General features: G+C 65.8%; 15 protein-coding genes. 10 read left to right on the top strand and 5 right to left on the bottom strand.

What is annotated here, in order from left to right; genetic code table 11:
* Positions 1 to 7 precede the first annotated feature (7 nt).
* From BMZ23_RS13270 to BMZ23_RS13255, 4 genes are read right to left on the bottom strand one after another with little or no spacing between them, the layout of a single operon-like run.
* Positions 8 to 1009 carry a hydrolase gene (locus BMZ23_RS13270; RefSeq protein WP_245748229.1) on the bottom strand — a complete coding sequence of 334 codons (1002 nt, stop codon included), beginning with the start codon at positions 1007 to 1009 and terminating at the stop codon, positions 8 to 10.
* Positions 991 to 1587 (bottom strand): 16S rRNA (guanine(966)-N(2))-methyltransferase RsmD, encoded by a 597-nt coding sequence (gene rsmD, locus BMZ23_RS13265; RefSeq protein ID WP_093478361.1) that lies wholly within the window; start codon positions 1585 to 1587, stop codon positions 991 to 993. Before rsmD ends, BMZ23_RS13270 begins: the two co-directional genes overlap by 19 nt.
* Positions 1584 to 3086, bottom strand: coding sequence for a M16 family metallopeptidase (locus BMZ23_RS13260; protein ID WP_093478358.1), 1503 nt, complete (start codon positions 3084 to 3086; stop codon positions 1584 to 1586). Before BMZ23_RS13260 ends, rsmD begins: the two co-directional genes overlap by 4 nt.
* Positions 3083 to 4444, bottom strand: coding sequence for a M16 family metallopeptidase (locus tag BMZ23_RS13255; RefSeq protein ID WP_093478355.1), 1362 nt, complete (start codon positions 4442 to 4444; stop codon positions 3083 to 3085). Before BMZ23_RS13255 ends, BMZ23_RS13260 begins: the two co-directional genes overlap by 4 nt.
* A 129-nt stretch (positions 4445 to 4573) precedes the next feature.
* Between BMZ23_RS13255 and ftsY the strand changes: the two genes are divergently transcribed.
* The 5 genes from ftsY (at position 4574) to BMZ23_RS13230 (ending at position 9067) form a co-directional block, all read left to right on the top strand.
* Positions 4574 to 5773 carry a signal recognition particle-docking protein FtsY gene (gene ftsY / locus BMZ23_RS13250; protein ID WP_093478435.1) on the top strand — a complete coding sequence of 400 codons (1200 nt, stop codon included), beginning with the start codon at positions 4574 to 4576 and terminating at the stop codon, positions 5771 to 5773.
* A gap of 2 nt (positions 5774 to 5775) precedes the next feature.
* Complete coding sequence (gene ftsE / locus BMZ23_RS13245; protein WP_093478352.1) at positions 5776 to 6438, top strand: cell division ATP-binding protein FtsE; 663 nt, start codon at positions 5776 to 5778, stop codon at positions 6436 to 6438.
* Position 6439: 1 nt separating this feature from the next.
* Positions 6440 to 7459, top strand: a complete 1020-nt coding sequence (gene ftsX, locus BMZ23_RS13240; RefSeq protein WP_093478350.1) for a permease-like cell division protein FtsX — start codon at positions 6440 to 6442, stop codon at positions 7457 to 7459.
* Positions 7460 to 7545: 86 nt separating this feature from the next.
* Positions 7546 to 8403 (top strand): RNA polymerase sigma factor RpoH, encoded by an 858-nt coding sequence (gene rpoH / locus BMZ23_RS13235; RefSeq protein ID WP_093478348.1) that lies wholly within the window; start codon positions 7546 to 7548, stop codon positions 8401 to 8403.
* Between the two features lie 61 nt (positions 8404 to 8464).
* Positions 8465 to 9067, top strand: coding sequence for a hypothetical protein (locus BMZ23_RS13230; protein WP_093478345.1), 603 nt, complete (start codon positions 8465 to 8467; stop codon positions 9065 to 9067).
* Here BMZ23_RS13230 and mtgA read toward each other — a convergent pair whose 3' ends face one another.
* Positions 9068 to 9826 carry a monofunctional biosynthetic peptidoglycan transglycosylase gene (gene mtgA, locus BMZ23_RS13225; RefSeq protein WP_093478342.1) on the bottom strand — a complete coding sequence of 253 codons (759 nt, stop codon included), beginning with the start codon at positions 9824 to 9826 and terminating at the stop codon, positions 9068 to 9070.
* A gap of 111 nt (positions 9827 to 9937) precedes the next feature.
* Between mtgA and BMZ23_RS13220 the strand changes: the two genes are divergently transcribed.
* The 5 genes from BMZ23_RS13220 (at position 9938) to BMZ23_RS13200 (ending at position 13890) form a co-directional block, all read left to right on the top strand.
* Positions 9938 to 11164 (top strand): FAD-dependent oxidoreductase, encoded by a 1227-nt coding sequence (locus tag BMZ23_RS13220; RefSeq protein ID WP_093478339.1) that lies wholly within the window; start codon positions 9938 to 9940, stop codon positions 11162 to 11164.
* 75 nt (positions 11165 to 11239) lie between these two features.
* Positions 11240 to 11440 carry a sulfur carrier protein ThiS gene (gene thiS, locus BMZ23_RS13215; RefSeq protein ID WP_093478336.1) on the top strand — a complete coding sequence of 67 codons (201 nt, stop codon included), beginning with the start codon at positions 11240 to 11242 and terminating at the stop codon, positions 11438 to 11440.
* Positions 11441 to 11492: 52 nt separating this feature from the next.
* Positions 11493 to 12284 carry a thiazole synthase gene (locus tag BMZ23_RS13210; RefSeq protein WP_093478333.1) on the top strand — a complete coding sequence of 264 codons (792 nt, stop codon included), beginning with the start codon at positions 11493 to 11495 and terminating at the stop codon, positions 12282 to 12284.
* Between the two features lie 8 nt (positions 12285 to 12292).
* On the top strand, positions 12293 to 13021 hold the full coding sequence (gene trmB, locus BMZ23_RS13205) for a tRNA (guanosine(46)-N7)-methyltransferase TrmB (protein ID WP_093478330.1): 729 nt from the start codon (positions 12293 to 12295) through the stop codon (positions 13019 to 13021).
* 2 nt (positions 13022 to 13023) lie between these two features.
* Positions 13024 to 13890, top strand: coding sequence for a prenyltransferase (locus tag BMZ23_RS13200; protein WP_093478327.1), 867 nt, complete (start codon positions 13024 to 13026; stop codon positions 13888 to 13890).
* Positions 13891 to 13919: the final 29 nt, after the last annotated feature.

The raw sequence follows: 13919 nt of genomic DNA, 5'->3' as shown, positions 1-13919 counted from the left end.
CGCTGGTTCAGTGGCACAGCTGCTTTTGCAGCCACAGCGGCAGGCGGCGCTCCAGGTAATAGGCGGGTCGCCAGGGCGGGCCCTCGACAAAGCCGACATGGCCACCACGGGCATGCAGCTCGAAGGTCACGCAGTCGGGCAACTCATTGGCTTGGGGCAGGCTCTGCGGATACACAAAGGGGTCATCCAGCGCCTGAACCAGCAGGGTCGGCACGCGGATCTGCGGCAGGAAGAAGCGGCTGCTGCAGCGCCGGTAATAGTCCTCGGCACTGGCGTAGCCGTGCAGCGGTGCGGTCACCCGGTCATCGAAATCCCACAGACTGTCGAGCCCGTCGAGGCTGCCCAGGGCGGTCAGACGGGCCGCCTCGGCATGCCGGCCGTGGTGCTCGAACAGCCGCTGCTTGGTCCGTACATAGGCCAGCAGGTCGCGCATAAAACGCGCCTGGTAGACGCGCGAAAAGCCGTGACGGATGCGCAGTGCGCTGTGATCCAGGCGAAACGGCACCGATACCGCCACCGCGGCCTGCAGGGCGGCTGCTTCGCCGGCCTCGCCGAGGTATTTCAGCAGCAGGTTGCCGCCCAGTGAAAAGCCGATCGCCGCCATCCGCCGCTGCGGCCAGCGGCTGCGCAGGTGCGCCAGCAGTTCGGCAAGATCCTCGCTGGCGCCGGAATGGTAACTGCGTGCGCGCTGGTTCGGCTCGCCCGAGCAGCCGCGCCAGTTCACTGCCAGCGTGTCCCAGCCGAGTGCCGCAGCGGCCTGCTGCTGGCCGAGGATATAGCTGGAGGCGGAGCTGCCGGTCAGCCCGTGCAGCAGAATCAGCAGCGGTGCATCCGGCTGGCGTTGTTCCAGCCAGTCCAGATCGAGGAAGTCGCCATCCTCCAGTGCCAGCCGCTGGCGTCGGCGCGGCAATGCCGGCGGGCGCCGCAGCAGCGGAGCAAACAGCGTCTGCGTATGCCCGCCGGGCAGCCAGCGGGCCGGGCGAAAGGGCGTCACGGCTGGCGGTGCCACAGGCTGTAGAACACCTGCCCGGCGGACTTCTCGCGGTACAACTGCCAGTTGCCGGGCAGTGTCAGCCGGCTCGGAGGCTGCTCGCTTTCCAGATAGACCCAGGCGCGCGGGCTCAGCCAGCCCTGCTGTTCCAGCGCCTCGCAGGCCGGCTGCAGCAGGCCCTGATGGAACGGCGGATCGAGAAATACCAGATCAAAGGGCGTTTCCGGGCTGCCGGCCAGCAGTTGCAGGGCATCCTGCTGGCGCAGTTCGGCGCGCTCGCAGCCAAGCGTCTGCAGGTGCTGGCGCAGGCTGTCGATGGCCTGACGATCCTGGTCGCAGGCCAGCGCAAAGGCCGCACCGCGCGACAGCGCCTCAAGGGTCAGCGCGCCACTGCCGGTGAACAGGTCCAGGCAGCGACGGCCTTCAATTTCGCCGCTGAGCCAGTTGAACAGGGTTTCGCGCACCCGGTCCGGGGTTGGCCGCAGCCCGGGCGCACAGCTGAAGGCAAAGCGCCGGCTGCGCCATTCACCGGCGATGATGCGCAACTGGTGGTGGCTGCGCTCGGCACCGACTGCCGGACGAGGGCGGCGGCTCATGGCTGCACCTCGCTGCCGGCCTCTACCTTGACCTCGACTTCGGCCTCCGGCGCCGGGCCGAGCACCAGGTGCAGGCGCTGGTCGGCTGGCAGGTGGCGGCGGAAGGCATCACGTACCTGCTCCGGCTGTAGCTGCTGGATCTGCTCAAGGAACAGCTGCATATGGTTCAGCGGCAACTGGTGGAAGCCGATGGCCGCCAGTTGCCCGACAATCGCTGCATTGCTGGCGGTGCTCAGCGGAAACTCGCCGAGGATCTGCCGCTGGCTGCGCGCCAGTTCGCTGGCATCCGGCCCCTGTTCGGCAAACTGCTGCAGGGTCTGCTCGACCACCTCCAGCGCCAGCTCGGCCTGATCGGCGCGGGTCTGCAGGCTGATCATCCACAGCCCGCCGCCCTGCATCGGCAGCAACTGGCTGCTGACCGAGTAGGACAGTCCGCGCTGCTCGCGGATCGCTTCCATCAGCCGCGAACCAAAGCCCGAACCGCCAAGCATCTGGTTGGCCACATACAGCGCCGGATAGTCCGGATGGGTGCGCTCGATCAGCGGCTGGCCGATCAGGATATGTGCCTGCTGCGAGGCAAACGCGACATGCCGGGGGCCCTGGCCGTGGCTGTCGGCGGCGGCCGTGGCCGGCAGTCGCGGCCCGGCCGGCAGGGCGGCGGCCAGTTGCTCGGCGAGCGCCTCTGCTTCGCTGCGGCTGAGGTTGCCGACCAGTGCCAGGACCGCGTTGCCGGCGCTGTAATGCTCACGGTAGAACGCCTGCAGCTGCTCCGGCTGGAGTGCCAGCAGGCTTTCTGCGGTGCCCTCGGGCAGTTGCGCATAGGGATGCTTGCCCCAGAACTCGCGCCAGAATGCCTCGCTGGCCTGCGCCGCCGGGCTTTGCAGGCGCATGCGCAGGCCGGCCAGCTGCTGCTGGCGCAGCCGCTCCAGTGCCTCGGCAGTGAAGGCTGGGCCGGCCAGCACCTCGCGCAGCAGCGCCAGTGCCGCCGACTGCACCGCCGGATCACTCAGGGTGCGCAGGCTGATCACGCCCATGTCGCGGTGCGAGCTGTGGCTGAACTCGGCACCCAGACTCTCGAAGGCGTCGGCCAGCGCATCGGCATCCAGGCGCGCGGTGCCTTCGGAGATCAGCGCATTGGTCATGCTCGCCAGCCCCGGATAGTCACCATCGCGGGCCGAGCCGGCGGCGAACAGCAGACGTACATCAAGCATCGGCAATTCGCTGGCCGGCATGAAATACACCGGGGTGCCCTGACTGGTGTTCCAGTGCTGCAGGTTCAGCTGGCGGCGCGCCGGCGGGCTCTGCCCGGCCAGCAGCGCCAGTGATTCCAGCGCCGGCAGGTCTTCCAGACCGGCAATCTGAGGTGCCGCATCCGGGGCTTGCGGTGCTTCCGGTGGCGCCGGTTGTTGCAGGGTGCTCCACAGCAGAGTCGCCAGCAGGGCCGGCAACAGCAGCAGGGCAAGCAGACGGCGCAGGCCGCGACTGGGCTGGGTCGTCATGGCTGGTTCTCCTGGTCGGGCAAGACATGGGCGCGGGTCAGACGTTCACGTTGCAGGTAACGGCGCGCCACCTCGCTGACCTGTTCCGGGCTGATCTGTGCCAGCCGCTCGGTATCGCTGTCGATCAGTTGCCAGGACAGGCCAAGGCTTTCCAGCTGGCCGATCTGCGTGGCCTGCTGGCTGATGCTGTCGCGTGCATAGACCTGCGACGCCTGCATGCGGGTGCGTGCCCGTTGCAGCTCGGCCTCGGTCGGTGGCTGGTTCTGCAGTTCCTCGATCTGTTCCCAGAGGGCCTGCTCCAGCTGCTGCAGATCAACCCCGCGGGCATTGTTGGGAATACCGCTGAAGACAAACAGGCTGTCGCCCCGGGTAAAGCCGTCATAACTGGCCCCGGCGCGGGTGGCCAACTGGCTGCCGCGCTCCAGTCGACTGATCAGCCGGCTGCTGTAGCCGCCATCCAGCACTGCCGCCAGCAGGCGCAGGGCATCGGCCTCCCAGGGTTCGGCGGCGGTCTGCAGGCCGGGCACGTTGAAGGCCATCAGCAGGGTCGGCAACTGCACACCGGGGCGCAGCTGGATAAACCGCTCGCCGCCAGCGGACAGTTCCAGCGCGGCCTTGCGTGGCGGCGCCGGAGTGCCGGGAACTGGCCCGAAATAGCGCTCGGCGAGCCCGCGAACCTCGTCCAGGGTAACGTCACCGACCACCACCAGCAGGGCGTTGGCCGGCCGGTAATGGCGCTGGTACCAGTAGCGCAGGTCGTCGATACTCAGGCGTTCGATGTCATGCATCCAGCCAATCACCGGCTGCCCGTAGGGGCTGGCCATCCAGGCCTGGGTGGAAAAGCGTTCCCAGGCCAGCCCGTTGGGGTTGTCGTCCACACGCAGGCGGCGTTCCTCGCGGATCACCTCCATCTCGCGCAGGAACTCGTCCTCCGGCAGGCTCAGGCGGTGCATGCGCTCGGCCTCCAGTTCCAGCGCGATGGCCAGCTGGTCGCGGCCGATGATCTGGTAATAGGCGGTGTAGTCGCGGCTGGTAAAGGCGTTTTCCTGGGCGCCGAGCTGGCTCAGCAGGCGCGAGGCCTGGCCCGGCGCGACCCGCTCGCTGCCCTTGAACATCATGTGCTCAAGGGCGTGGGAAATACCGGTCAGGCCCGGTGGCTCGTCACTCGAACCGACCCGGTACCACAACTGGGAGACCACCACCGGAGCGCGGTGATCCTCGCGAACAATCACCCGCAGGCCGTTGTCCAGGGTGAATTCGTGGGTCGGCTGCGAGCTGTCGGCCTGGCTGTTGTCGGCCAGCAGCAGCCAGCCGAGCAGCGCGCCGAGCAAGGCCGGGCGGCGTGAAAGTAACCTCATGCGCTGTTGATCCTTTGCCTCAAGGGAGTCATACCGCCGTTGGCGGAACTGGGGTAGGATAACCCGAATCCGTCGATCCCCATTCAATGCGGCCGTCTGTCGGCTGCCCCACTCAGATAGTGAATGCGCATGTTTGGTTCCAAAGACAAGCCTGAACAGCCCGCCGACAAGCCCGCCGAGCACCAGGAGGGCGGTGCGCGCAAGAGCCTGTTCGGCTGGATGCGGCGCCGTGACGAGGCCGAGCAGGCCGCCGCCGACAACAGCCGGCAGCAGGCCACCAGCCCCACGCAAGCCGCCGATGCCGACCAGCAGGCCCGTCAGGTCGCCGCCGAGCTGTTTGCCGGTCTGGCCGATGCCGACCAGAAAGCCGAACAGCCAGAGCCTGCCGCTGCGCCCGCCGAGGAACCCCAGGGCTTCTTCGCGCGGATGAAGGCCGGTCTGTCGAAGACCAGCGTCAATCTCGGCGAGGGCATGGCCAACCTGTTCCTCGGCGAGAAGGAAATCGACGACGAACTGCTCGAGGACATGGAAACCCGCCTGCTGATGGCGGATGTCGGCATCGAAGCCACCACGCTGATCATGGAGTCGCTGCAGGCACGGGTTACCCGGCGCCAGCTGGCCAGCCGCAAGGCCTTGTATGCCGCACTGCAGGAAGAGCTGGAGCGGCTGCTGCGCGATGTCGCCAAACCCTTGCAGATCGACAGCGCGAAAAAGCCCTATGTGATTCTGGTGGTCGGCGTGAATGGCGTCGGCAAGACCACCACCATCGGCAAGCTGGCCAAGCGGCTGCAGGGTGAGGGCAAGCAGGTGATGCTGGCTGCCGGCGACACCTTCCGCGCCGCTGCGGTCGAGCAGTTGCAGGTCTGGGGTGAGCGCAACCGTATTCCGGTGATCGCCCAGCACACCGGCGCCGATTCCGCCTCGGTGGTGTTCGATGCGCTGCAGGCCGCGCAATCGCGTGGCGCCGATGTGCTGATCGCCGACACCGCCGGCCGCCTGCACAACAAGGACAACCTGATGGACGAGCTGAAAAAGGTCCGTCGGGTACTCGGCAAGCTCGACCCGGAAGCGCCCCACGAGGTGTTGCTGGTGCTGGATGCCGGCACCGGCCAGAACGCCATCAGCCAGACCAAGCTGTTCAACGAGGCGGTCGACCTCAGTGGTCTGGTGCTGACCAAGCTGGACGGCACTGCCAAGGGCGGGGTGATCTTCGCCCTGGCCAAACAATTTGGCCTGCCGATCCGCTTTATCGGGGTTGGCGAGCAGATCGACGACCTGCGCCCGTTCACCGCGGCCGAGTTCGTCAAGGCCCTGTTCGGGCGCGACTGACCATGATCCGCTTCGAGCAGGTCAGCAAGCGCTATCCGAACGGCCACCAGGGGCTGGATAACCTCAGCTTCCATATCCGTGCCGGCGAAATGGTGTTTATCACCGGGCACTCGGGCGCCGGCAAAAGTACCCTGCTCAAGCTGATCATGTGCATGGAGCGACCCAGCAGCGGTCAGGTGCATGTCGGTGGTCAGGACCTGGCCCGGCTGCGCCAGCACGATATTCCGTTCCTGCGGCGCCAGGTCGGCGTGGTGTTCCAGAATCACCAGTTGCTGTTTGACCGCACGGTGTTCGACAACGTCGCGCTGCCACTGATCATCAACGGCACCCCGCGTGACGAGATTGGCCGGCGGGTGCGCGCAGCGCTGGACAAGGTCGGCCTGCTGGGCAAGGAAAACTGCCTGCCGATCACCCTCTCCGGCGGTGAGCAGCAGCGTGTCGGCATCGCCCGTGCGGTGGTGCACAAACCGGCGCTGCTGCTGGCCGATGAACCGACCGGCAACCTCGACCCGGCATTGTCGGCGGAGATCATGGCGCTGTTCGAGGACTTCAACCGAGTCGGGGTGACGGTGATGATCGCCAGCCACGACCTGCCGCTGATCGCCCGTCTGCATCACCGCACGCTGACGCTGGCCGACGGTCGCCTGCTGCGGGACGGGGAATAGCATGTCAGTCGCCCGCAACGATACCGGCAAGGGGCCGGGCAACGAACAGAACCGCCGCAAGGCCGCCAGTGGCGCCGAACGCTCGCAGGTCAGCTGGCGTGACGAGCTGCGCAGCTGGCGCCTGAGTCATGCCGACAGCTGCCGCCAGGCGCTGCAGCGGATTGCCCGTCAGCCGCTCGGCGCGCTGCTGACGGTACTGGTGATGTGCGTGGCACTGGCCCTGCCGATGGGTTTGGCAGTGCTGGTGGCACAGGTTGAGCGGCTGGGCTTTGACTGGCAGCGCGGTGCGCAGCTGTCGGTATACCTGCCACAACAGACAGCCAGTGCCGACGCCCGCGCCCTGCAGCAGGAACTGGCGGCGCGCAGCGGGGTGGCTGAGGCGCTGCTGATCGAGCCGGAACAGGCGCTGGCGGAGTTTCGTGAGCATTCCGGGCTGGCCGATACCCTTGCCGAACTGCCCTACAACCCGCTGCCGCCGGTAGTGGTGGTGCGGCTGCAGGAGGGCGAGGCGCTGGGTGAGCGGCTGCAGGCCCTGCAGGATGAATTGCAGGGCGATAGCCGGATCGAACTGGTGCAGGCCGACCTGCAGTGGGTGGAACGCCTGCAGGCGCTGCTGGCGCTGGTCGAACGCTTTACCCTGGGGCTGGCACTGCTGCTGGTGCTGGCGCTGCTGCTGGTGATCATCAACAGCATCCGCCTGGCGGTGGAGAGTCGCCGCGAGGAAATCCAGGTGGTCAAGCTGGTCGGCGGCACCGATGCCTTCGTACGCCGGCCGTTCCTCTACATGGGGGTGTTTTACGGCGCCGCCGCCGGGCTGCTGGCCTGGTTGCTGCTGGCCGGCGGGCTGGCCTGGCTGAATGTCGCGGTGCGCACGCTGGCCGCCAGCTACCATAGCGACTTCGCCCTGGGCGGGGTGCCCTGGCAGGATGGCTTGACCCTGGTGGCCGGCGCAATGCTGCTCGGACTGGTCGGCGCCTGGCTGGCGGTGGCCCGGCATATCCGCGAGATTGAGCCGCAGTAGCGCGCTGCGGCTGAACTTTCCCTGCCTTTACACAGTCTGATCGGGCAGTGATATAGTTGCTGTCGAATTTTTCCGGGAGTCCGTACATGACTACTGCCTTGCAGCCCGTACATAACCTGGTTCCAGGCGCGAATCTGGACGCTTATGTCCAGACCGTGAGCAGCATTCCGATCCTTACCGCCGAGGAAGAGCGGGAGCTGGCGGATCGCCTGTACTACCACGAGGATCTGGACGCCGCCCGTCAACTGGTCATGTCGCACCTGCGTTTTGTCGTGCACATCGCCCGCAGTTACTCCGGCTATGGCCTGGCCCAGGCCGATCTGGTGCAGGAAGGCAACGTTGGCCTGATGAAGGCAGTCAAGCGCTTCAACCCGGAAATGGGTGTGCGTCTGGTGTCCTTCGCGGTGCACTGGATCCGTGCCGAGATCCACGAATTCATCCTGCGCAACTGGCGCATCGTCAAGGTCGCCACCACCAAGGCCCAGCGCAAGCTGTTCTTCAACCTGCGCAGCGCCAAGAAAAAACTGGCCTGGCTGACCCACGACGAAGTCAATGCGGTAGCCGAGGATCTGGGTGTGGCCGCGCGCGAAGTGCGCGAGATGGAAAGTCGCCTGTATGGTCAGGATCTGGGCTTTGATGCCGGCGCCGACGATGACGACGATGCCGCCTACGCCCCGGTGCACTACCTCGAAGACAAGCGCTATGACCCGGCCACCATGCTGGAGACGGCGGACTGGTCGGACAACTCGGTCGGTCACCTGCAGGACGGTCTGGCCAGCCTCGACGAGCGCAGCCGTGACATCCTCTACCAGCGCTGGCTGGCCGAGGAAAAGGCCACCCTGCACGAGCTGGCGGCCAAGTACCAGGTATCCGCCGAGCGCATCCGCCAGCTGGAAAAGAACGCCATGAACAAGCTGAAGAAGAGCCTGCAGGCCAGTCTCTGATCAGTCAACGCAGTAACAGGGGCATCCGGAATGGATGCCCTTTTTGTTTGGAGAAACACGCATGGACATCAGACGCGGCGTACGCATTGCCACCCTGCTCAGCGTGGTGCTGCTGGCGTTCTTCGTGATGGGGCGCTGGATGGGCAGCTACGACGCGCTCAAGCCGCTGGACTGGAGCCAGAACTATGCCGACAGCCTGTGGCAGCCACTGCAGGACCAGCGCCTGCAATTGGGTGACCTGGCGCCGGCCGCCGGGGAAGGTCGACTGTGGCTGATCAGTGCCGACGACCAGCCATTACTGGTCAGTCGCCACCACCTGCGCAGCGACGGGCAGAGCTGGCGCCTGCAGGCGGTGGTCGGGCTGGAGCTGGCGCAGCTTGACAGCCTGGTGCAGGCGCAGGCCTGGCAACCCGGCATGCGCGACCTGCCGCTGGATGCCGCGCTTGGCATGCCACTGGCGCAACAACCGATCCTGCGCCTGAGCATGATCCCGGAGCAGCCGGTGGAGCTGCGCTATGTGCAGGGCAGCTGGGGCAACCCGGATATGCGTCTGGAGCTGGGCGAGGGCGATCAGGCCTGGGTCTACGCCAAGCAGGGGCTGGTGGTGGCGGTCAGCGGCGAGGATGCCCACTCGATGATGTTCGGCCTGCGCGAAGAGCCCTGATCAGTCCTTCACCAATCCCAGCCAATGGCTCGGGCGCAGCCATTTCAGCCAGTCCTGGCTCTGTCCGTTGCGCTCCAACTGGCGCAGGTAATGCGCCCCGCCCAGTTGACGACTTTGTCGCTGAATCCAGTCGGCACGCTGGCGCACATGCGCCGATGGCTGGCTGGCACTCCACTGCCGCGGATTGGGCAACACCGCCGCGAGCAGCGCCACCTGGCGGTCCGACAGGTAGCTGGCACCGGTGCCGAAGTGATGTTGGCTGGCTGCTTCGGCACCAAACACCCCGTGATCCCACTCGACAATATTCAGGTACACCTCAAGGATGCGCTGTTTTGGCCAGAGCAGCTCGATCCACAGGGTGAACCAGCTTTCCAGGGCCTTGCGCGGCCAGCTGCGGCCGGACCAGAGGAACATATTCTTGGCGGTTTGCTGGCTGATGGTGCTGGCACCACGCAGGCGTCCACCACTGCGATTGTGGCTAAAGGCCGCGCGAATTGCCGGCAGATCGAAGCCATGGTGCGTGGCAAAGTGCTGGTCTTCGGCCGCAATCACCGCCATTTTCAGGTTGTCGGGGATGCGCTCCCAATCAACCCATTGATGCTGCAGACCGAACTGGGCGTCGCCACGTGCCTGCCAGCTGCGTTCGAGCATCAGCATGGAGCCCGGTGGCGGCAGCCAACGCATGGCCAGCACCGGCAGCAGGCTCAGCAGAATCAGGGCCAGCAGGGCAGTCAGGATCAGGCGAAACAGGCGTTTCATGGGCAATATAATGCGAGGAATGTGCGCGCAGTATAGTCCGCAGGCCTGCCCCGGGGTCAAACCACCAGGGTGCGCGTGCTAGTCTGGTTGCAGTGAGCGGGGGGCGGGCTGATGAAAGGGCGTGTGGCGGTTATAGGTAGCGGTATGGCCGGATTGGCAGCAGCCTGGCTGTGTCGTCAACGGGGTTATGCGGTAACCCTGTTCGAGGCGCATCAGGGCTGGGGTATGGATGCCCATCGCCTGCAGGTGGATGGCGGCGTGATTGATGTGCCGTTGCGGGTCATGAGCCCGCAGGCCTGGCCCAGTGTGCTGGCACTGGCGCATGAGGTTGGCGTGGGAACCTTTCCGGTAAGCACGCCGCTGTCTTGCAGCTGGACTGACCGGCAGACCTGGTTTCGTACTGGCCGTCTGCCGATACTGGGTTGGCCCTGGGTTGGTGAGTGGCGATATCTGGACCGCCGCGCTCTGGGTATGGCGCGGGGTCTCTGGCAACTGCGCAGGCTGACCAGGCAGTTGCAGGAGCAGCCGGAGCTTACGCTGGCGCAGGCCTTACAGATACAGCCGTTTGATCCCCTGTTCTGGCGAGGGCTGGTACTGCCGGTGCTGACTACCATATGCACCTGTTCCGAAGAGCACCTGCTGGCCTGGCCGGCGGCCGGCCTGTTGCAGTTGCTGGAGGGTATTCTGCATGGCGGCGGGTTATGCCGTCTGAATGGCGGCACCTCGGCCCTGGTACAGGCCCTGGCGAAAGACTTGCCGATCCATGCAGGCAGCCCGGTGGAGCAGCTGTGCTTGCAGGGCGATAGCGTGCTGGTCCGCAATGCGCGTGGCGAGGGAGGCTGTTTCGAGCGCGCGGTGGTGGCCACACAGAGTAACCAGTTGGGCTTTCTGGATCCGGCACAGTTCGCCGAGGAGCGCCGTGTGCTGGCCGATATCCGCTTTGATCGCGGCGAATTGTGGGTGCATCGCGATCTGCGGTTCATGCCGCAACGCCAGCAGGACTGGACGGCGCTGAACTTCCAGACAGACCGTCAGTTAAGCCAGCCGATGTTCAGCGTCTGGGTGAATGCGGTGGAGCCTACGCTGATGGGCTGCGCACCGGTATTGCAGACATGGAATCCGCTCTGCGAACCGGCCCCGGAACTGGTGTTGGCGCGTATTCCGTTACAGCGGGCAGTGGTGCATGGCGGAACTGCACGGGTTCACCAACAGTTACGCGAATGGCACGCACGGCCGGGCCGTCGGGTATTCTTCTGCGGCTCCTGGGCGCATGCAGGGGTGCCGTTGCTGGAATCGGCCGTGCGATCAGCGCAGGCCGTGGTTGAGACCATCGACTGAGGAGGCATCACCCTCGGAAAATGGCTCAATCCGCGCTATCATGCCCTGCCTGTCCATAGTTTCACCGGAATGCCCATGCAGATCCTGCTTAACGGTCAACCTCACAACCTGTCGCAACCGATGACTCTGGCCGAACTGCTCGAACAGCTCGGGCTGGCCGGCAAGCGGCTGGCCGTCGAACACAATCTGGAAATCGTCCCGCGCAGCCGCTACGCCGAGCTGCAACTCAGCGAGGGAGACCGGCTGGAAATCGTCCACGCTATTGGCGGCGGTTGACCCGCTGCCTGCTCCCCGCTGTTCGCCACCTTTCAACCGGAGACCGCCCCGCATGACCGATCTTGCCCAGGATGCCTTTGAAATCGCCGGTGTTCGCTACAACTCACGGCTGCTGGTCGGCACCGGCAAATACAAGGACCTGGAAGAAACCCGCCAGGCCATCGAAGCCTCCGGCGCCGAGATAGTCACCGTAGCAATCCGCCGCACCAATATCGGCCAGAACCCCGACGAGCCGAACCTGCTCGACGTGATCCCGCCGGACCGCTACACCATCCTGCCGAACACCGCCGGCTGCTACACCGCCGACGATGCCGTGCGCACCTGCAGACTGGCGCGCGAACTGCTGGATGGCCACAAGCTGGTCAAGCTGGAAGTGCTGGCCGACCAGAAAACCCTGTTCCCCAACGTGGTGGAAACCCTGAAGGCCGCCGAGGTGCTGATCCGGGACGGCTTCGACGTAATGGTTTACACCAGCGACGACCCGATCATCGCCCGCGAACTGGCAGCCATGGGCTGCGTCGCGGTCATGCCGCTGGCCGGCCTGATCGGCTCCGGCATGGGCATCTGCAACCCCTGGAACCTGCGCATCATTCTTGAGGAAGCCACAGTACCGGTACTGGTCGACGCCGGCGTCGGCACCGCCTCGGATGCCACCATCGCCATGGAACTGGGCTGCGCCGGAGTACTGATGAACACCGCCATTGCACACGCCAAACAGCCGGTGCTGATGGCCGAAGCGATGAAGCACGCGATCCTCGCCGGCCGCGCCGCCTACCTGGCCGGGCGCATGCCGCGCAAACTCTACGCCAGCGCGTCATCCCCGATTGACGGCACCTTTTTCTGAGAAATCCGATGTCTGACAGCCTCACCGACAAGCCAGAGAGCGACAGCCCCGTCGCCGCCGAACACCGCCGCAGCATCAAGAGCTTTGTGATGCGCGCCGGGCGCATGACCGAAGCCCAGCAGCGCGGTATCGAGCAGGGCTGGCCGCAATTTGGCCTGAGCCTTGAACAGGGCCGACTGGATCTGGATCAGCTGTTTGGCCGCAGCGCCCCGCGCAGCCTGGAAATCGGCTTCGGCATGGGCCAGTCACTGCTGGAAATGGCGGAAAAGGCCCCTGAGCAGGACTTTATTGGCATCGAAGTGCACCGCCCCGGCGTCGGCTCGCTGCTCAACGGCGTGCTCAAGGCCGGCATCAGCAACCTGCGGGTGTATGACTGCGACGCCATCGAGGTGCTGGACAAGGCCATCCCGGATGCCAGCCTGGATCGCCTGATGCTGTTTTTCCCCGATCCCTGGCACAAGAAAAAGCACCACAAGCGGCGCATCGTACAGCCGGCCTTTGCCGACAAGGTCCGGCAGAAACTCAAGATCGGTGGCATCTTCCACATGGCCACCGACTGGCAGGCCTATGCCGAGCACATGCTCGAGGTGATGAACGCCGCCCCCGGTTACCGCAACCTGTCCGCCGACGGCAGCTGGGTACCGCGCCCCGAAGAACGCCCGATGACCAAGTTCGAACGCCGTGGCGAACGGCTCGGGCATGGGGTGTGGGATCTCAAGTTCGAGCGGATCGACTGAACATGGGCCTGCTGTTGACCCTGCGCCCGCCGTTTCTGCTGCTGGCGCTGGTCACAGTGGCACTGGCTGCCGCACTGACCCCGCCGGAGCAACTGGCGGGCAGCGGCTGGCTGCTGGTGCTGCTGGGTGCTGTTGCCGCGCATGGCGCGGTGAATGTGCTGAATGAATACGCCGACTTTCGCAGCGGGCTGGATCTGCATACCCGGCGCACGCCCTTCAGTGGCGGCAGCGGCTACCTGCCGGCACACCCGCAGTCTGCCCCGGCGGCGTTGTGGCTGGGACTAAGCCTGCTGTTGCTAACGGTGCTGATTGGCCTGTGGCTGAGCTGGAAAACCGGCCCCGGCCTGTTGCCGATCGGGCTTGCCGGGATACTGCTGGTGGCCTGCTATACGCCCTGGATCACCCGTAACCGCTGGCTCAGCCTGATTGCCCCCGGCACTGGCTTTGGTCTGCTGATGCTGCTCGGCAGCCAGCGGGTACTGGCTGGCGAATACACGGCGGGCGGGCTGGCCGCCGGGTTGGTGCTGTGGGCGCTGATCAACAACCTGCTGCTGCTCAACCAGTTCCCCGACCGCGACGCCGACCGCCGGGTTGGCCGCGACAATCTGGTGCTGCGCTACGGCACTGAACTGGCGCGCTGCGTCTACGCCGCCAACTGGCTGCTGGCCCTTGCAACCCTGCTGCTGTCGGTCAGCTGTGGCTGGCTGCCGGTCGCCAGCCTGCTGGCCACCCCGGCCTTTCTACTCGGCCTGCACAGCCTCTGGCACAGCCGCGCCACCGGCAACCTGCTCAGCGCGCTGCGCAGTAACGTACTGCAAAGCCTGCTGGTTCCGGCGTTGATGGCGGCTGGGCTGTGGTGGCTGGGCTAGGGCGGGGGCGACGGAGTGTTGTCCACGGC

Source organism: Halopseudomonas yangmingensis, assembly GCF_900114825.1.
GTDB classification, from domain to species: Bacteria; Pseudomonadota; Gammaproteobacteria; order Pseudomonadales; family Pseudomonadaceae; genus Halopseudomonas; species Halopseudomonas yangmingensis.
This window is presented reverse-complemented; position numbering and strand designations above follow the sequence as displayed.